General features: G+C 61.0%; 14 protein-coding genes, 1 tRNA gene and 4 pseudogenes. 9 read left to right on the forward strand and 10 right to left on the reverse strand.

Features of this window, described 5'->3' with window-relative positions; genetic code table 11:
* Positions 1 to 73 precede the first annotated feature (73 nt).
* From JCM25143_RS04065 to JCM25143_RS04090, 6 genes are all read left to right on the forward strand, one after another.
* The gene (locus JCM25143_RS04065; protein WP_025860111.1) at positions 74 to 850 is read left to right on the forward strand and encodes an SDR family NAD(P)-dependent oxidoreductase; all 777 of its coding nucleotides are present in this window, start codon (positions 74 to 76) and stop codon (positions 848 to 850) included.
* A complete protein-coding gene (locus tag JCM25143_RS04070; RefSeq protein ID WP_025860112.1) occupies positions 843 to 1,556 on the forward strand; it encodes an SDR family NAD(P)-dependent oxidoreductase in 714 nt (237 codons plus the stop codon). Before JCM25143_RS04065 ends, JCM25143_RS04070 begins: the two co-directional genes overlap by 8 nt.
* 67 nt (positions 1,557 to 1,623) lie before the next feature.
* On the forward strand, positions 1,624 to 2,397 hold the full coding sequence (locus JCM25143_RS04075) for a creatininase (protein ID WP_025860113.1): 774 nt from the start codon (positions 1,624 to 1,626) through the stop codon (positions 2,395 to 2,397).
* On the forward strand, positions 2,394 to 3,353 hold the full coding sequence (gene speB / locus JCM25143_RS04080) for an agmatinase (protein WP_025860114.1): 960 nt from the start codon (positions 2,394 to 2,396) through the stop codon (positions 3,351 to 3,353). The genes JCM25143_RS04075 and speB (JCM25143_RS04080) overlap by 4 nt, the downstream gene beginning before the upstream one ends.
* Positions 3,350 to 4,315 (forward strand): agmatinase, encoded by a 966-nt coding sequence (gene speB / locus JCM25143_RS04085; protein ID WP_025860115.1) that lies wholly within the window; start codon positions 3,350 to 3,352, stop codon positions 4,313 to 4,315. Before speB (JCM25143_RS04080) ends, speB (JCM25143_RS04085) begins: the two co-directional genes overlap by 4 nt.
* Positions 4,305 to 5,348, forward strand: a complete 1,044-nt coding sequence (locus JCM25143_RS04090; RefSeq protein WP_025860116.1) for a LysR family transcriptional regulator — start codon at positions 4,305 to 4,307, stop codon at positions 5,346 to 5,348. Before speB (JCM25143_RS04085) ends, JCM25143_RS04090 begins: the two co-directional genes overlap by 11 nt.
* Here the strand turns inward: JCM25143_RS04090 and JCM25143_RS04095 are convergent.
* Positions 5,299 to 5,613, reverse strand: coding sequence for a hypothetical protein (locus JCM25143_RS04095; protein ID WP_148300005.1), 315 nt, complete (start codon positions 5,611 to 5,613; stop codon positions 5,299 to 5,301). The two genes, JCM25143_RS04090 and JCM25143_RS04095, sit on opposite strands and share 50 nt — an antisense overlap.
* 571 nt (positions 5,614 to 6,184) lie before the next feature.
* Here JCM25143_RS04095 and JCM25143_RS04100 point away from each other — a divergent pair.
* On the forward strand, positions 6,185 to 6,454 hold the full coding sequence (locus JCM25143_RS04100; RefSeq protein WP_025860118.1) for an HU family DNA-binding protein: 270 nt from the start codon (positions 6,185 to 6,187) through the stop codon (positions 6,452 to 6,454).
* A gap of 104 nt (positions 6,455 to 6,558) precedes the next feature.
* On the opposite strand, the pseudogene JCM25143_RS16735 reads toward JCM25143_RS04100, so the two are convergent.
* The 6 genes and pseudogenes from JCM25143_RS16735 to JCM25143_RS21330 form a co-directional block, all read right to left on the reverse strand.
* A pseudogene (locus JCM25143_RS16735) lies at positions 6,559 to 7,790 on the reverse strand (MFS transporter).
* A gap of 240 nt (positions 7,791 to 8,030) precedes the next feature.
* Positions 8,031 to 8,105, reverse strand: a tRNA-Gln gene (locus JCM25143_RS04110).
* Between the two features lie 95 nt (positions 8,106 to 8,200).
* Positions 8,201 to 8,847, reverse strand: a pseudogene (locus JCM25143_RS25370) (TetR family transcriptional regulator).
* 55 nt (positions 8,848 to 8,902) lie between these two features.
* Entirely contained in the window at positions 8,903 to 9,724 is an 822-nt protein-coding gene (gene proC, locus JCM25143_RS04120) for a pyrroline-5-carboxylate reductase (RefSeq protein ID WP_025860119.1), read from the reverse strand.
* A 33-nt stretch (positions 9,725 to 9,757) separates the two neighbouring features.
* The gene (locus JCM25143_RS04125) at positions 9,758 to 10,258 is read right to left on the reverse strand and encodes a type III secretion system chaperone family protein (protein WP_025860120.1); all 501 of its coding nucleotides are present in this window, start codon (positions 10,256 to 10,258) and stop codon (positions 9,758 to 9,760) included.
* Between the two features lie 93 nt (positions 10,259 to 10,351).
* A pseudogene (locus JCM25143_RS21330) lies at positions 10,352 to 10,606 on the reverse strand (accessory factor UbiK family protein); the annotation flags it as partial.
* Between the two features lie 303 nt (positions 10,607 to 10,909).
* Here JCM25143_RS21330 and JCM25143_RS04130 point away from each other — a divergent pair.
* On the forward strand, positions 10,910 to 11,782 hold the full coding sequence (locus JCM25143_RS04130) for a DnaJ C-terminal domain-containing protein (protein ID WP_025860121.1): 873 nt from the start codon (positions 10,910 to 10,912) through the stop codon (positions 11,780 to 11,782).
* Positions 11,783 to 11,893: 111 nt separating this feature from the next.
* On the opposite strand, the gene JCM25143_RS16745 is transcribed toward JCM25143_RS04130, so the two are convergent.
* A complete protein-coding gene (locus tag JCM25143_RS16745; protein ID WP_025860122.1) occupies positions 11,894 to 12,355 on the reverse strand; it encodes a hypothetical protein in 462 nt (153 codons plus the stop codon).
* Positions 12,356 to 12,628: 273 nt separating this feature from the next.
* Between JCM25143_RS16745 and JCM25143_RS22670 the strand changes: the two genes are divergently transcribed.
* A complete protein-coding gene (locus tag JCM25143_RS22670) occupies positions 12,629 to 12,775 on the forward strand; it encodes a hypothetical protein (RefSeq protein WP_199897826.1) in 147 nt (48 codons plus the stop codon).
* A gap of 45 nt (positions 12,776 to 12,820) precedes the next feature.
* On the opposite strand, the pseudogene JCM25143_RS16750 reads toward JCM25143_RS22670, so the two are convergent.
* Positions 12,821 to 13,578: pseudogene (locus JCM25143_RS16750) on the reverse strand (2OG-Fe dioxygenase family protein).
* Between the two features lie 88 nt (positions 13,579 to 13,666).
* A complete protein-coding gene (locus tag JCM25143_RS04150) occupies positions 13,667 to 16,183 on the reverse strand; it encodes a mechanosensitive ion channel family protein (protein ID WP_025860123.1) in 2,517 nt (838 codons plus the stop codon).
* Position 16,184: the final 1 nt, after the last annotated feature.

A 16,184-nucleotide genomic window follows, 5' to 3' on the forward strand; every position in this document is an offset into this window, starting at 1 on the left:
GGTTTTTTCATATCCGCACGGATATTCTTCACCTCCTGCGCGGGCGCATGCGCGAAGGTGGGCTGGAGGGCGCATGACAGCGTTCGATTTTTCTGGCCGGTCGGTTCTGATTACCGGCGCCAGCAGGGGGATAGGGCTGGGTATTGCCCGTGCCTTTGCCGCCGCAGGGGCTTCGCTCAGCCTTGTCGCGCAGGATGAAACCATGCCCAAAGTGGCCGCAACGCTCGGCGCGCGCGGCTATGTGGCCGATATCGGGAATGCGGCTGCCATGGCCGACATTCTGCACGATCACGGCCCGGTGGATGTGCTGGTCAACAATGCAGGGCTTGAGCGCCTGACGCCTGTAACGGCGCAGGATGAGCAAACTGTGGGCCTGTTTGAGCAGGTTATCCACACCAACATTGTGGGCACCTATCATGTTACGCGGCTGGCCTTGCCGCATATGGGTGAGGGCGGGTGCATTCTTAACACCGCATCCATCTGGGGCCGTGTGGCAGAGCCGCTGTTTGGCGCGTATGTGGCGTCCAAACACGCGATTATCGGCCTGACCAAAACATGGGCGAAAGAACTCGGGCCACGCGGAATCCGCGTGAACGCGGTAGCGCCCGGCTGGGTCAAAACCGAGGCCTCGCTACGCTCGCTCGCCGCTATGGCCGAGCGCTCAGGCCGTGATGAGGCTGATCTGATGCAGGGAATACTGGATGGGCAGGCTCTGTCCGGTTTCATGAACCCTGACGATATCAGCAGCACGTATCTGTTTCTGGCATCTGCCATGCCGCCAGCATTACCGGGCAGACATTCGGCGTCGATCGCGGCGAACATCCGTTTTAGGGGCGTGGATCATGAGTGAACGCAGGACAGGCCAGCATGTGCTGGTAACAGGGGCCGCATCAGGTATCGGGCAGGCCATTGCCCTTGCGTGGCAGGCTGCGGGCGGGCGTGTTGTCGGGCTGGATATCAAGGCTGATACCCGCTCTGGGCTAGAGATCGTAACGGTTGATCTGGCGGACCCACAGGCTACGGCGGGTGCTGTAAAACAGGCTGCCGCCCTGCTGGATGGGCGTATCGATGTGGTGGTGAACTGTGCTGGTGTCATGCTGGAGCAGGAGTTGGCACAGGTTACGCAGCAGGCGCTCGACCTGACGCTGGCGGTCAATCTGCGCGCGCCGGTTCTGGTGGCGCAGGCGGCCCTGCCTTTCATGGGGGAAGGCGGGTGCATTCTCAATATCGCCTCCGAACTGGCGTATCTGGGCCGGGCCGGGGCGTCGCTCTACTGTGCCACCAAGGGGGCCATGCTCTCGCTCACGCGCTCATGGGCGCGTGAACTTGGCCCACGGATCAGGGTGAACGCCATTGCACCCGGCCCGGTGGATACGCCCCTGCTCAACTTTGCCGCACAGGATGAAAAAACCCGTGCGCAGGACATGTCCAACCCGATGGGCCGCATTGGCCAGCCTGACGAAATAGCGCGTGCGGCACTGTTCCTTGCATCGCCCGATGCGGGGTTCATTACCGGGCAGTGCCTGAGTGTGGATGGCGGGGCGGCCATGCACTGAACAGTGCCTGTGCCGGGTGTTTTTTAAGAACAAGATCGTTTTTCAAAACTAGAGGAATACGTTCATCATGTCTGAAACCGTTCAGCTTGCCGAACTGAGTTGGCCCGCCTTTGCGGAGCGGATTGCCCGCAACCCGGTTGTGTTCCTGCCGCTGGGTGCCACGGAGCAGCATGGCCCGCACCTGCCGCTGAATGTCGATCAGGTTCTGCCCTCCGGTGTTGCCAATTGCGTGGCGGCGGAACTGGGCGGGCTTGTGGCCCCCACTCTGCCTTATGGCTACAAGTCGCAGCCCCGTTCTGGCGGAGGTGAGCAGTTTCCCGGCTGTATCGGGCTGGATGCGGCCACGCTGTCGCTGGTTATCCGCGATGTGGTCTATCGTCTGGCGCAAAATGGCGTGCGGCGGCTGGTGCTGGTGAACGGGCATTTTGAAAACGCCTGGCCTGCGGTCGAAGGGCTGGATCTGGCCATGCGCGAAATCCGGCGCGACGGGATTACGGATTTTGTGGCCATGCGCCTCGAATACTGGGATTTTGTCGAGCGCTCTACGCTGGACAAGCTGTTCCCCGATGGTTTCCCCGGCACTGAGCTGGAGCATGCCAGCCTGCTTGAAACCTCCCTCATGCTGCTGCTGCGCGAGGATCTGGTGGATATGACAAAAGTGCCGACGGATGGCCCGGCCGATTTCCCCACCTATGACCGCTGGCCCCTGCGTCCCGGTGTGGTGCCCGCTTCGGGCGTGCTGGCGCGCGCGCAGGGCTCCACGGCGGAAAAGGGTCAGTGGCTGATGGATGACCACGTGCGTCTGCTCTCCGCTGCCCTGCGCAAGGAGTTTGATCTGTGAGCACCCAACCACATGCCGTGGAAACGCAGGTGGCCGATGCCAGCATGGTGCCGCGTTTTGCCGGGGTGCCGACCTTCATGCGCCTGCCGCTGGCGACAGGCCCGGAAGGGTATGATGTCGTTTTTACCGGTATTCCCTATGACGGTGGCACAACCAATCGCTCCGGTGCGCGCCATGGCCCGCGTGAGCTGCGCAATGCCTCATCGCTCATGCGGCAGGTCAATGCCAATGGCATAGCCCCGTACGATACGCTGAAAGTGGCGGATATAGGCGATTGCCCGGTCAATCCGTTTGACGTGATGGACAGCCTTGACCTGATAAGCCGCCATTTTGCCCGTATTGCGGCTGCCGGGGCTATTCCCGTAGCGGCAGGGGGCGACCATCTGGTCAGCCTGCCCATTCTGCGCGGTCTTGCGGCGGAACGTCCGGTGGGGCTGATCCATTTCGATGCCCATACTGACACGGCGGATTCGTATTTCGGTAAAAACCGCTACACGCACGGCACACCGTTCCGCCGCGCGGTGGAGGAAGGGCTGATCGATTGCGAACGCACGTTGCAGATCGGCCTGCGCGGCTCGCTGTACACTCCGCGCGACTATGATTACGCCCGCAATGCCGGTTTTCAGCTGATTTTGATGGATGAAGCCACGGAACTGGGGCCGGACGGCATTGTGCAGGCCATTCGCGCCCGCGTGGGCGATGGCCCGGTTTATATCTCGTTTGATGTCGACTGCCTCGATCCGGCCGTAGCACCGGGTACTGGCACGCCTGAAGCGGGCGGGTTCCTCACGCGTGAGGCCCAGCGCATGATCCGGGGGCTGAACGGGCTCGATATTGTCGGAGCGGATGTCGTGGAAGTCTCGCCACCCTTCGATGTGGGGGGGGTTACGTCTTTGGCAGGCGCAACCATTATGTTTGAATTGCTGTGCGCTATCGCGGCAGGGAGGGGCGCATGAGTGCCAACGGGTATGACAGCGGCAGGTTGGACCTGCCTTTTGTCGGCATTTGCAGTTTTGGAAAATACCCGATCCAGACAGACTGGTCGGCTATTGATGCGGATATTGCCATTCTGGGCGCACCGTTTGATGGCGGCACCCAGTGGCGCGCGGGGGCTCGTTTTGGGCCACGCAGTATCCGCGAGGCGTCCACCCTGTTCGCATTCGGCCATGCAGGGGCCTATGATCATGAGGATGACCGCGTCTATCTGGGGGGTGAGGGTAGCCGCATTGTCGATGTGGGCGATGCCGATATCGTTCATACCGATACCGAGCGCAGCCATGCGAGCATAGAGGCCGGGGTGCGCGCCATTCTGGCAGCGGGGGCGTTGCCGGTGGTGCTGGGGGGAGATCACTCGATCAATATCCCCTGTATCCGCGCGTTTGATGACCAGCCGCCCATGCACCTCGTGCAGATTGATGCGCATCTGGACTTTGTGGACGAGCGTCACGGCGTGCGCCATGGCCATGGTAACCCCATGCGCCGGGCGGCTGAGCGTTCGCATATCACGGGCATGACCCAGATCGGTATCCGCAACGTGTCCTCCACCGCGCGCGAAGGGTATGATGATGCGCGCGGTTTCGGTTCGGATATTCTGAGCGTGCGACAGGTGCGCGCCATGGGGGTTGAGGCTCTGCTGGAGCGGATACCTGCTGGAGTAAACTACTACGTGTCGATCGATATCGATGGGTTCGACCCTTCGATAGCACCCGGCACGGGTACCCCCAGCCATGGCGGATTCCTGTATTATGAAATGCTGGAATTTCTGGCGGGGCTTGCCGCGCGCGGCCGTATTGCCGGGGTGGATCTGGTGGAAGTCGCCCCCGATTACGACCCCGCCCGCGTAACGCCCATTCTGGCGGCGCAGCTTCTGCTTAATCTGATCGGCCGTATCCTGTATTTCAGGAACAATGAGCGATAAACCAGAGCAGCGTTCGACACCACCCAACCCGGCCCGCCGTCAGAAAGCTCTGGCGGTGGAGCCGGGCTTTCCGCCCAAGCGCGTTGTCTCCGGGGCAACCCGTGTCCGGCGGCTCGATAACATAGACCTGCGGTTGCTGCGGGTTTTTGCCGTGCTGGCTGAAACCGGCAGCTTTGCCGCGGCACAGATTGCCCTCAACCTCAGCCAGTCCACACTCAGCACGCATCTGGCGTCTCTTGAGCAGCGTCTGGGCGGGCCTTTGTGCCTGCGTGGGCGCAAGGGGTTCCGCCTGACCGCGTTCGGTCAGGAAACCCTTGAAGCCATACAGGACCTTTTTGAAAGTATTGAGCTTTTTCAGGCGCGTGTCAGTCAGGCCCCGCAGGAACTGGGCGGGCGACTACGTATTGGTAGTATCGGCGGTATTATCAACAACCCGGATATCGGGTTGCAGGATGTGCTGGCCCGCGTGATCGATCAGGTGTCCACCGTGCATGTCGATCTGCAACTGGGTATCCCGCAGGATTTGGAATTACAGGTGGCGGATGGCACGCGGGATGTGGCGATAGGCCCGTTTGCCCGCCATGCCCCCGGTGTGCGCTACCTGTCCCTGTGTGAGGAGCCGCATGCGCTGTATTGCGGGCAGGGTCATCCGTTTTTTGACATGGCGGATGAGCTGATCACCAAGGACATGATAGACCGTGCGCGTTTTTCCGTGCGGGCTTATCGTAAGCTTGAAGACCTGCAACGCATCAACCACCCGCGCGCCAGTGGCAGTATTGTGCATATGGAAGCACAGCTGATGATGATCCTGTCAGGCCGGTTCATTGGTTTTCTGCCCGAGCAGTCAGCAGCCCCGTACCGGCGCGCAGGCCGCCTGCGGCCCATTCTGCCTGCTGCCTATCACTTTGTTTCGCAACACTATATTGCGTTCAGAGCCATCGATCAGAGCCGGAATGTGCTGCAGATTTTTATCCGCGAACTGCTCAGGCAGGCAGGGCGTTCCGAGGCGTTGAATGATGAAAATGCCCGATAACCAGACGGCGGATATCATCGCGGTCTGAAAAAACATGGTTATGCAGGGCGTGCACGCTTTCATGCACGGCATAGAAGCGCTTCTGGCGCGGGTTGCCGGAAGAAATGACGGTGCCGACAAAAACGCCGTTGATTTCAAGAATGATCGAGTCACGCATGGTTTTCTGTCCTGGATCGGGAAAAATCAGCTCCCGGCCAGACGCTGCGTTCAGCCGGGGAAAGGAAAAGCCTGTTGAATTGGTGCCGCGAGACATCGCGGCGGCCATGGCATTCGTGCGGGAGTCATGGGAACTTTCCTGACGGCAGTGGTGTTAACGCGCGCAGTGACTTTGGCGGCCTCTTTGCGCGTCAATGGAACGAATCTTTATGGTGTTATATTTTATTAGTCAACAAAAAATAGTGGAATAAATAAAATACAAAAATCCACTCCTCAAAACGTGACTTCATGCCTCCACGGATAAGGGGGGGCGGCGCAGGGTAGTTATTACGAATAAAAAACAGAAAAACGGTAGTGCGTTTTTTGTAATAATAAGGAGAACAGAATGAGTAATTAATTTATTTTTTACGGATATATATACCCTCTGTCCGGGTGGAAAAGGTCACATAATTCCGCAGGGAATGGCGATTTCTCGTAAGCTCCCCGTTATGGATAGGGGTGAATACTGCAAAATGCGACCGTCCTTTCTGCTGTCCCTGTCGGAAAGAATCGAAAGAGGGGACATTTTTGGGTTGGTTTTTCAGAAAAACATGACTACAAGCCCATAAAGTATGGGCGTCACGGCCAGGTAATTATTGTCTCTAAAATTCTGTCTGAAAAAGTAGGGAGCCAGAAACTCAATGAGCAAAGCCTTTATTGCGGCGGTGATCCAGGATTCGATCAGCTGCACCGGTGTTGCTGCCAATCAGGCCGCTAATGATCTGATTGATGCGATCGTGCAGGAACTCAAGCGCGAAGGTGGCTTTACCCTGCCTTCTTTCGGCACGTTCACTGTGCGCAAGACCAAGGCCCGCAAGGCGCTGAACCCCCGCACGGGTGAGCCGGTCAAGGTCAAGGCCGGCAAGACGGTGCGTTTCAAGGCCAGCCCCAACCTGAAAAAAGCGGTCTGACACAAGCTGTCATTCCGTCTGTTCAGGCAGAGCGTATAAAAAAAACCGCGCTGGTTTTAAGCCAGCGCGGTTTTTTATGTCCAGTCTCCGGGGGGCAACATCCCTCATCCCTCGGGGGTAATATCCTCCAGCCGGTCTAGCTTGCGCAGACCGGGGAAGAGCAGCATCCAGCTTGCCGCCACCAGCAGGGTGCCGACTCCACCCAGCACAACAGCCCCCACAGGCCGGTAAGTGAGGCCAGCATCCCGCTTTCGAATTCGCCAAGCTGGTTGGATGAGCCGATAAACAGCATGTTCACGGCGGAAACGCGGCCCCGCATTTCATCCGGTGTGCCAAGCTGTACCAGCGCGCCACGCACCATGACGCTAACAACATCCGCCCCGCCCAGTATCGCCAGCATGATAACCGAAAGCCATGCTGAGCGTGACAGGCCGAAACAAATGGTGGCAAGGCCGAAAATACCGACAGCGCCAAACATCCACAGCCCCGCATGGCGGCCCAGCGGGTGCCGGGCCAGAACGGCGGCTACCATCAGCGCGCCCACGGCCGGGGCGGCTCGCAAAAAGCCAAGGGCGACTGGCCCCGCATGCAGGATATCGGTGGCAAAAACCGGCAGCATCGCGGTAGCACCGCCCAGCAGCACGGCAAACAGATCCAGCGAAATCGCGCCAAACATGGCGGGTTTGCGCCGCAGAAAGGCAATGCCACCAAAAACACTGGCCAGCGTTGCAGGCTGGCGGGCCTTGGCGGGTCTTTTGATATTCAGCGAGGCGGTGGCCAGAGCCGCCATGCCAAAGCCTATGGCACACAGGCTGTAGCATAATGCCGCCCCGGCACCGTATAGCAGCCCCCCCAGCGATGGCCCGGCAATGCTGGCGACCTGAAACAGCGAGGCAGAAAGGGCTGTCGCGCGTGGAAACAGGGCGGGCGTGACCAGAGAGGGCAGGAATGTCTGCTGGGCTGGCATTTCAAACGCCTTGCAGGCTCCAAAAAGAGCAACCAGCGCGTAGAGCATGCCCGGTGTCAGGCTGTGGGTGAAGGCGGCATAGGCCGTGGCGGCTGTTGCCAGCATTTCCAGCACCTGACAGGTCAGGACGATTTTCTGGCGGTTATGCTGGTCGGCGGCGTGGCCTGCGGGCAAAATCAGCGCAAACATGGGCAGGAACTGCGCCAGTCCGACAAAACCCAAAGCCGCTGTGCTGTGTGTCAGGGCGTAAATCTGCCAGCCCACGGCTACGGCCAGCACCTGTGCGGCAAAGGCCGAAAGGGCACGCCCGCCCAGAACGGCAGGCAGGCCGGGTTGGCTGAAAAGAGAGGGAGAAGACGGTTCAGACATGGGGGATGGCCGTGGAAGAAGTGAGAGACAGAACGGACATCCGGCGCGGGTGGCCTGAGGGGCAGAAAAGACCGCGCCCGGCGCCGGTGTTTTTAAGGGGGAGCACTTTGGCACTCATCGCGACAAAAAGAAAAGTCACGGAAGAGAGATACCCTGCACAGGGCGGCTGGGTGTGGTGGGGCTGAAAGGGCTTCAATGCCTGCCAGCCGATGAGATGTAGTGTGAAAAAGCTGGAAAAAATGGCTGGGGCGGGAGGATTCGAACCTCCGCATGGCGGAATCAAAATCCGCTGCCTTACCGCTTGGCTACGCCCCATTATGGTGGACGGGATAAACCGTCCTGCCCAGCGGTTTCCTTTTAGGCTGAACCGCAGGCTTTCGTAAAGACCGGCTGGGCGAGATTTCGAAACCCTATGCTGTAGTGCTGCTCGGCCAGTTGGTATCGGCCAGAGTATCATCGGGCAGATCAGGCAGGCCTGTGTCTTCGTCCTGAGCGGTATTGCTGCTGGTAAACAGCCCCCAGCGCCCGGCCTTGTCCAGTGCCTGATCAAGTGCCGCCATGGTGCGGCCCATATCGGGGCTGTCGTCTTTTTCCCATGTGTGGAATGTCGCAGTCCAGATCGCGGTCAGGGCGGAGGCGCGGGCCATGCCCGTCAGCCAGAGGCGTTGATACCCGCTGCCTGAGCAATCTGGCGCATGCTTTGCAGTGTGGCGGCACCAAGGGCCAGAACCATTGGCGGGTCGAACGGCATGGCTTTAAGCAGGGCGCGTACACCCGGCCTGTGGGCCTGAAACACATCGAGCCTGCGCATCAGCAGGTCAAAAAGCCGCTCGCGCGTGGAGCCATAGCCTGCCTCGTCCGCAAGGGCTGCATCATCCGCCATACGACCGAGTGCCAGAGTAATGCCGGTTTTGCAGGAAAAACGCCTGCGCGCCTCGGTTTCGGACAGATCCGCCGCGCGGGCGGCATCCTGCACGCCAAACTGCCCCCAGCCCTTTTCAGCCGCCAAAGACAGGGCGGAGGTTACAAGGGCTGTTTCGAACGGATCGGTTGTCATGGTGGCACTTTCCGGGTGGAGTCGTCAGGCTGGGGCTGCAATCGTGGGTGGGGGCTTAGCCAGCCAGTTCACCTGCGCGGCGTACGGCGGCGGCTACGGCCTGCGATGTGCTGGCGGGCCAGGCATCGGGGGCCATCAGCACACCCAGTGCCGCAGCGGTGGTGCCGCCGGGGCTGGTGACATTGCGGCGCAGTTCGTCGGCATCGGTTGGCAGGCTGTGCAGCATCTGCCCGGCTCCGTACAGCGTGGCCCGGGCCAGCGTGCGGGCTGTGGCCTGTGGCAGGCCCTGTTCCACCCCGGCTTTTTCAAGCAGTTCGGCCAGCAGGAACACATAGGCCGGGCCACTGCCGGAAATACCAGTTACGGCATCGATTTGCTGTTCCGTTTCCACCCACACGGTTTCGCCTACGGCGCGCATCAGGCTGTCGCATTGCTGCTTCTGCTCAGGGGTGGCGGTGGGCGGGGCGTACAGGCCGCTCATGCCCGCACCCAGCGTGCTGGGGGTATTGGGCATGGCGCGAATGAAAACCGGGGCGGTGCCCTCGGCGGCGGCAGTGTAAACGCTACTCAGGCTGGCAATGCTGCGCCCCGCCATGACGGATAGCAGGGTTGCGCGGGCAAAGCGTCGGGCCAGTATTTCCAGAGTGGCATCGGCCTTCTGGGGTTTGACTGCCAGTATGATGATATCGGGCTGGAAGTCCGCGGGCAGGTCATCCAGCGAAGGCACGAGAATATGCGGCGCGGGCAGGCTGTCGCGGTGGCGGTCGATCACGGCGGAGGGCGGCAGCCCGCAGGCCAGCCAGCCATCAAGCATGGCGCCGCCCATTTTGCCGCACCCGACCAGAAGGATAGAGGGCAGTTGTGTGGGTGTGCTCATAGCAAAATCCTGTTCATGCGCGGGCTTGGGTGCTCAGGCCTCGCCCTGACAGTCCAGCAGGGCCATGCCCAGCGCCTCGGAGGCGGAGAGCTTTTCCGTCAGGAAAAAACGGAACGCGGGGTAAAACCGCTCGCATTCGTTCAGGGCGATGTCGATCATGTCTTCAAAAATATCGGCCACGGCCTGCGTGTTGCGCAGTAGCAGCGCGTGGCGGAACAGCAGCACGCCGTCTTCCGCATCGACACTGAAATGGCCAATCCACATCTGCTCGTTGGCGAGGCCGATCAGTTCATACAGGGCTGCGCGGCGGGTTGCGCTTGTGCGCAGGTCAAACGCGCAGGTGAACAGGATCGTGCCCAGTTCGGCCGACCATGAAAAGAACAGGCCGTAATCGCACCAGCGAGCCGGGGCTTCGGCGGCCATTTCGGTGGGGGTGCAGCGGTCGAATGTCCAGCCCAGCCCCCCGATAACCTGTTCCATCAGGTCAAGCGGGTTGGCGGGTACTGGCGTGGAATCGCTCGTCAGGGCTGGCATGGTGGCGGTTCTCCGTGCCTGCGTGAGATATGAACGGATTGACACACTGGCAAAAGGGGTAAAGGCGCGTTGTTCAGCCTTGTGCGCCGATGCGTGCTCAAGCGTGCGTACACGCTCTTCAAGGGCGTTCAGGCGGCGTTCGGCCTCTTCCTGCCCGATGCGGGCCTGTGCGGCCAGCTCACGCATGACTTCGAATTCTTCCCGGCGGACGACCTGTAGCGTGGTCAGCACTTCATCCACACGGCTGCGGACGATGGCGTGAATTTCCTCGCGCACGCCTGTCAGGGCGGAAACGGCACCACCTGCCACACCGGCAAGGTCATCAAGGAAACGGGGTCTGTCAGCCATGGCCGGTTCTCCATTCAATCCGGGATACACAAGCCCTTCACGCGCTTGGTATCTCCTCTTCTGCCTTTGAACCTATAGAGGATAAAGGCTGGCGCGCCAGATGTTCCGCCCCAACTTTATGCCAACGCTCCGGGCCGGGGCTTTGTGGACACAGCGCGGCCCCGGTGCGGCGCTCCATTTCGGTGCGGCTTTCCATTGACCGGGGCATGGAGCATTCCCATTATTTAAGGCAATGGATAAAAAGACAAAGACAATGCCCGGCGCGGGTTCCGCCATTGGGCAAGACATGGAGAAACCGGTTGCATGAGCGGACGTGATCCCTACGAGGTTCTTGGTGTAGCAAGGACAGCCAGCCAGGATGACATCCGCAAGGCATATCGCAAGCTGGCCAAGAAATATCACCCGGACCTCAACCCGGATGACAAAAAGGCCGAAGAGCAGTTCAAGGCCGTCAATCAGGCCAATGATCTGCTGTCCGATGCGGAAAAGCGCGCCCGTTTTGACCGGGGTGAAATAGACGCCTCGGGTCAGGAACGGGCTCCCCACGGCTATGGCGGCGGCTTTCATGGCGGTGGCGCAGGCGGCGGGTTTAATGAGGAAAACCTCAATGACCTGTTCGGCAGCATGTTCGGCGGGTTTGGCGGCGCGCGCGGGCGTCGGGGCGGGCCACGACAGGGGGCGGACTCGTCCTACGCGCTCAAAGTCAGCTTTCAGGATGCGGTCAACGGCACCACGTCGCGCGTTTCCCTGCCTGATGGCAGCACGCTGGATGTAAAAATCCCGCCGGGGATAGAGGATGGTCAGGTGCTGCGCCTGCGCGGCAAAGGTAATCCCGGCGTGCAGGGCGGGCCGGATGGCGATGCGCTGATTACCGTAACCGTGCAGCCCGACGCCACTTACACGCGTGATGGTGTGGACCTGCGTGAGACCCTGCCGGTTGATATCAAAACAGCTGTGCTGGGCGGCCCCATTATGGTGCCGACGCCTACCGGCACAGTCAGGATGAATGTGCCCGCAAATTCCGACAGCGGCACGGTGCTGCGCCTGCGCGGCAAGGGCGTGCAGGCTTACGGCAAGCGCGAGGCGGGCAACCTGTATGTCACGCTACAGGTCAAGATCGGCAAGGCCGATGCCGCACTGGAAACCTTCCTGAAGGACTGGACCCCGCAGGCCTGAACGCAGCCGGGTTGATGCCTGCCGCTTTGAATGTGGCAGGCTGGTGCCCACTACCTGCCCGGCTGGTTATGGCCGTGCGGACAGGCCCGCGCTGGCAGCCGCGTAGTGCTGTCAGGGGTTCTGGGTGCGGGTGTCGTCACGGTAGAGCGGCAGTTCCATTTTATGGCCTTCCGTGCTGTCGATAACCAGCAGCGCCGTGTTTTCTGATTGCAAGGTGAAGGTCAGCTTCAGGGGCGGGCTGGAGGTTGTCCAGCTTGCACCATCAACCCGTGAGAGGCTGAAATGCTCCTGCTTGACCACCCGGCTGTACATCGGGGGGAGTGTTAGCATCAGGCGGGCGGCAGGCCCCATTGCCCGGTTGGCCGCAACCTCAATAGCATCGGCGGCGGACATCATTGCCCATGTGCCGCAGAAAAGGGCTGTCGGGTAGCTGCCCTTGTGTTCCGGCGCGCTGGCTTTGGCCGCGTGTGTCGCCGGAGCGGGTTTGGTGTCCGGCTGTGCGGTGGCGTTTGCGGCCAGAGCGGGGCTGATGCTCAAGAGCAGCGCTGCGGAAAAACTGAAAAAACGGGTCATGCCAGCTCCATGAAATACAAGGCCGTTCCACGGTGCGGCAAACCGCCTCGGGGCCGGCTCTCCTGTGTGCCGTATTCTGGGGGCATGCGTCCAGTGCTTGACGGCAGCCCACCCCGGACCGGATAAGAAAGGCAGGGCATGCCGCGCGCCTTGAAAACATCAGGCTGCAAACCCCGATGACAGGGGGCGAAATAGCGCCAGACAGGTACGGTGGCAGGAGCCATGACGCGACGATGACAGGGGCCGTTACAGCCTCGCGGAAGGGAACAGACCATGGGTGAATCGCTCACGCAGGCGGATACTGGTCAGGCATCGGAACGGATTGGCCTGCGCGAAGGTGCCCAGATGGCGGGGGCCATGCTGTTTGTGCTCGCGGTTCTGGCACTGGGCCTGCACGCTATTTCCTACGCGGGCTACTGAACGCACGGCCACACCCGGTGTGGCCGCATTTACTCCTGTTGCCGCTTATTCGTGCCGCAGGGTTACAACCAGCACATCGCGCCAGCCGGGGCGCGTGGGGTCGTTCGGTTCAACCGGCGTGACCCATGATAGACGCGGTTATCGTTTACGAAGGCGGTATCGAGCGGCTGGGTCAGGGTAAAACTGCCCACAAGCTGGCGGTTGAGATCGTGGATTGAGGTTTCGCCACAGGCCACGTTCTCGCGCCGGATCATGATAACGCACACCCAGTCCACGCCATCACGGTGCAGCCCTTCTGGTGTGGGGTGGCCGGGTTTGTCGGATTGCGCCTCAATGCGGAACTGGTGCGTTTCCGCATGCCATGAGCCGGGCCTGCGTGCAGGGGGTGTCAGGTCTGTTGCCACCCGGCAGACAAGCCGCAGAATGGCCTCCAGCGCTGGGCTGGTTGCGGTCTCAGGCAGGAAGGGTTCGAACCAGCGTTCGATCCCGCCATTGAGGGTATTATAATCGCGGCTCTGGTAATGGGGCTGGTGCGGCTTACGGCTGATTGTCTCGCCGCTGAGCGAAAACGTGGCATAGCGCCGCCGCCGGTAGCGCCCGCCATCGGCCATATAGAGATCCACCCCCAGATCGTTCCAGCTTGCGGCAAACTGGTCCCACTGCGTCAGCCCCGGCAGCAGACTGTGCATTGCTTCGGCCTGTACAAACACGAAACCATCGTGCGCCAGCGGATTTTCCAGAAGGGTCTGAAGGGGAGACCGCGTCTCTTCCGGCTGGGAAGGGGGCGGGACGATGGTGGACATGAGAGCGTTTCCTGCAATCTGCGCCGCATCAGGGGCGGCGCGGCCAGTCTGCCCCAAACCAGCCGCGCCGAACAGACACCCCGCAGCCTCAGGCCGGGGGTGTTGCCGGTTTTTGCGCGCTGTCCGCAATGGTTGCGGGCGCATACGCGGCTTCGGGCATGGCATCCAGCGCCAGATGCATAGGAATACCCGGCGGGGAGGTGGTGTAGGCGGTGGGTGTGTAGAACTTGATCCCCGCCTTCGCCATTTTCAGGGCGATGCGGCGGTAGAACTCGCGCTGCACTTTCCATTTCATCATCGGTGCGGTTCTGATGATACCAATCAGCACGGCACCGTTCTGGTCAGAGCTATCCACCCCCAGATCCGTGTAGTCGGACAGGATCAGCGGGCCGAAGGCGTCTTCCTTACGCATTTCCGTGATGGTGTCTTTCATGATCTGCGCGACTTTTACCGAGTCCTCGCTCAGGTCGAGCGTTTGGCGCACGATAATCTGGTTGAAGTCACGCGCGGTGTTGGCGATCGATGTCACGGACGAAAAGGGGATGATATGCAGGTCGCCATCGAAAGAGCGCACCCGCAGCGTGCGGATGGAAAGATGCTCCACCGTACCGGCCACACCGCCGGTTGTTACCCAGTCCCCTACCTGTATCGCGTCTTCTGCCAGCATGAAAAAGCCGGTGATCACGTCCTTGACCAGACTTTGTGAACCAAAGGACAGGCCAACACCCAGAATGCCCGCCCCTGTCAGCAGTGGGGCAACATTGATCCCGATCTGGGAGAGGGTGGTAACGGCCACGAACACGATAATGATCGTAAGCAGAAAGGTGCGGATAATCGGCAGAATGGTGCGCAACCGCGCCGCACGCCCCGCCTGCGAGGAGGATGCGTAGCGTGTGATCTGCTTGTTCAGCAGCCCGTTAACCAGTTCCCACGCCACGGCGGCTACGGCCATGCCGATAACAAGGCAGATCGCCGCCCCCAGCAGGCGCGTGCCAATGGGTGAGTCACTGAAGAAGTGCAGCGCAGGCAGCCCCCAGCTCTGGGCCAGAGCAATCAGGGTGAGCAGGATCAGGAACGCCGTCATGATCCTGCGTACGAAGGGGTAGTAGAAATCAGCGCGTTTTTGCAGGTCAGGATACTGTGCCTGCAACTCGGGGCTGACCCGGAACAGCCTGTCCTGCAAGCCGTAAACGAGCAGGGCCACCACACGCGAGAGCACCAGAAAAAGCAGGCTGAGCAGCGAGCCGTGCAAAATCCACTGGTAGCCGCCCTTGAGATGGGCCGCCCAGACAAACCACAACGCCATGTCCAGAAACATGACCGGCACCCACCACAGCCGCGCCAGAGAACTGACAAAGCCCCAGAGCGCATTTTTGCGCCGCCATTCTTCGGAGGGCTGGAGTGCGGAGCCGACAATGGAGCGGATACGCCAGATAAACGCGGCAATAATCAGATGCTGGATCAGCACCACGGCGCGCAGCATGGCATCCACACCGCGTGTGGCCATGTCGAACTCGCTGCCCAGCGTGGACAGGCAGATAACCAGCGAAGGGGCCGCCACTAGCACGTTCCACCAGCGTGTAAGCAGGCGGGCCGTAGTGTCGGAGGCAGGCACAAGACGGATAACGGGTGAGCGCGGGGCCAGCGTGGTTTCCACAACCAGATACAGGCCGCGGGCAATGGCATAGGCGTTGACAAGGGTAATCGTGACAGTGCTGGCCTGATCCGTGGTGGTCAGGAATTCCGCGCCCAGATAGCCCAGCAGCAGGCACACGCCCACAGGCACGAGCTTGATGAGGAAATGCAGCACGTTATAGGGCACACGCACGAGGTAGCGCAGTACTTCATTGCCGCGCCTCTGGTCGGTTTCGCGTGCCTGAATGGAGTTCTGGTCGGCGTCGTCATGGTTTTCGGAGGTGCTTTCCTGCACGTTGGCGGTGGCTTGCGCCATGGCCTGCCGTGCCTCGCGGGCCTCGGCATGGCGGGTGACGGAAAGCAGGGGCCGCTTGAGGGCAATGCTGGCCCCCCGTTCGGCCAGCAGGCCTACGATCAGAATCAGAAAGGCGCGGGTGAAGGAGTCCGTCAGCTTCTGGCGCAGGTCAGGTGTATGGAGCACATGGTGCATCCATGTGCCGACAACGCCCAGATCCGTGAACAGGCTGGTGAAATTCTGAACGTAAGACTGTGCCGTGTCGCCCAGAACACCAAGCTCGGAATGGACATCCGTATCCAGCATGGCCTGAGTGCCCGGGGTGCCGGGGCTCTGCTTGGCGGCAGGTGCCGCGGGCAGTCCTTTGGCCATGAGCGAGAGCGTGCGCGAGAATTCCGCGCGTTTCTGCGGGTCGTTCAGCACGGACAGAAGCTGCTGGGCATCTTGCTGGCTGAGCCCGTTTGCCGGTGTGGCTGCGGCTGTGTCGGCCGCGCGAGCACTGGTGTTCAGGGTCAGGCTCAGCAGGCCAAGGCAGAGCCCGGCGAGCATCATAAACACTCTGAATAGACGGGAAGGAACGCGTTTCTGTCCTTCAGGGCCGGAGGGGCGGACATGAGGGCGCATGGCGGCCTCATGCGTGAGAAAACGGGTCTGGTCCGGGCTGGTAGCTACCATG

The sequence above is a fragment of the Acetobacter papayae JCM 25143 genome, assembly GCF_000613285.1.
GTDB classification, from domain to species: Bacteria; Pseudomonadota; Alphaproteobacteria; order Acetobacterales; family Acetobacteraceae; genus Acetobacter; species Acetobacter papayae.

What these genes read in the sequence shown, in the direction of transcription:
- speB (WP_025860115.1), top strand. Translation starts at nt 3,350, where the DNA reads ATGAGTGCCAACGGGTATGACAGCGGCAGGTTGGACCTGCCTTTTGTC.
- JCM25143_RS16745 (WP_025860122.1), bottom strand. Translation starts at nt 12,355, where the DNA reads ATGACCCGTTTTTTCAGTTTTTCCGCAGCGCTGCTCTTGAGCATCAGC.
- JCM25143_RS04075 (WP_025860113.1), top strand. Translation starts at nt 1,624, where the DNA reads ATGTCTGAAACCGTTCAGCTTGCCGAACTGAGTTGGCCCGCCTTTGCG.
- JCM25143_RS04100 (WP_025860118.1), top strand. Translation starts at nt 6,185, where the DNA reads ATGAGCAAAGCCTTTATTGCGGCGGTGATCCAGGATTCGATCAGCTGC.
- JCM25143_RS04065 (WP_025860111.1), top strand. Translation starts at nt 74, where the DNA reads ATGACAGCGTTCGATTTTTCTGGCCGGTCGGTTCTGATTACCGGCGCC.
- JCM25143_RS04070 (WP_025860112.1), top strand. Translation starts at nt 843, where the DNA reads ATGAGTGAACGCAGGACAGGCCAGCATGTGCTGGTAACAGGGGCCGCA.
- JCM25143_RS04150 (WP_025860123.1), bottom strand. Translation starts at nt 16,183, where the DNA reads ATGGTAGCTACCAGCCCGGACCAGACCCGTTTTCTCACGCATGAGGCC.
- JCM25143_RS04125 (WP_025860120.1), bottom strand. Translation starts at nt 10,258, where the DNA reads ATGCCAGCCCTGACGAGCGATTCCACGCCAGTACCCGCCAACCCGCTT.
- JCM25143_RS04090 (WP_025860116.1), top strand. Translation starts at nt 4,305, where the DNA reads ATGAGCGATAAACCAGAGCAGCGTTCGACACCACCCAACCCGGCCCGC.
- proC (WP_025860119.1), bottom strand. Translation starts at nt 9,724, where the DNA reads ATGAGCACACCCACACAACTGCCCTCTATCCTTCTGGTCGGGTGCGGC.
- JCM25143_RS04130 (WP_025860121.1), top strand. Translation starts at nt 10,910, where the DNA reads ATGAGCGGACGTGATCCCTACGAGGTTCTTGGTGTAGCAAGGACAGCC.
- JCM25143_RS04095 (WP_148300005.1), bottom strand. Translation starts at nt 5,613, where the DNA reads ATGGCCGCCGCGATGTCTCGCGGCACCAATTCAACAGGCTTTTCCTTT.
- JCM25143_RS22670 (WP_199897826.1), top strand. Translation starts at nt 12,629, where the DNA reads ATGGGTGAATCGCTCACGCAGGCGGATACTGGTCAGGCATCGGAACGG.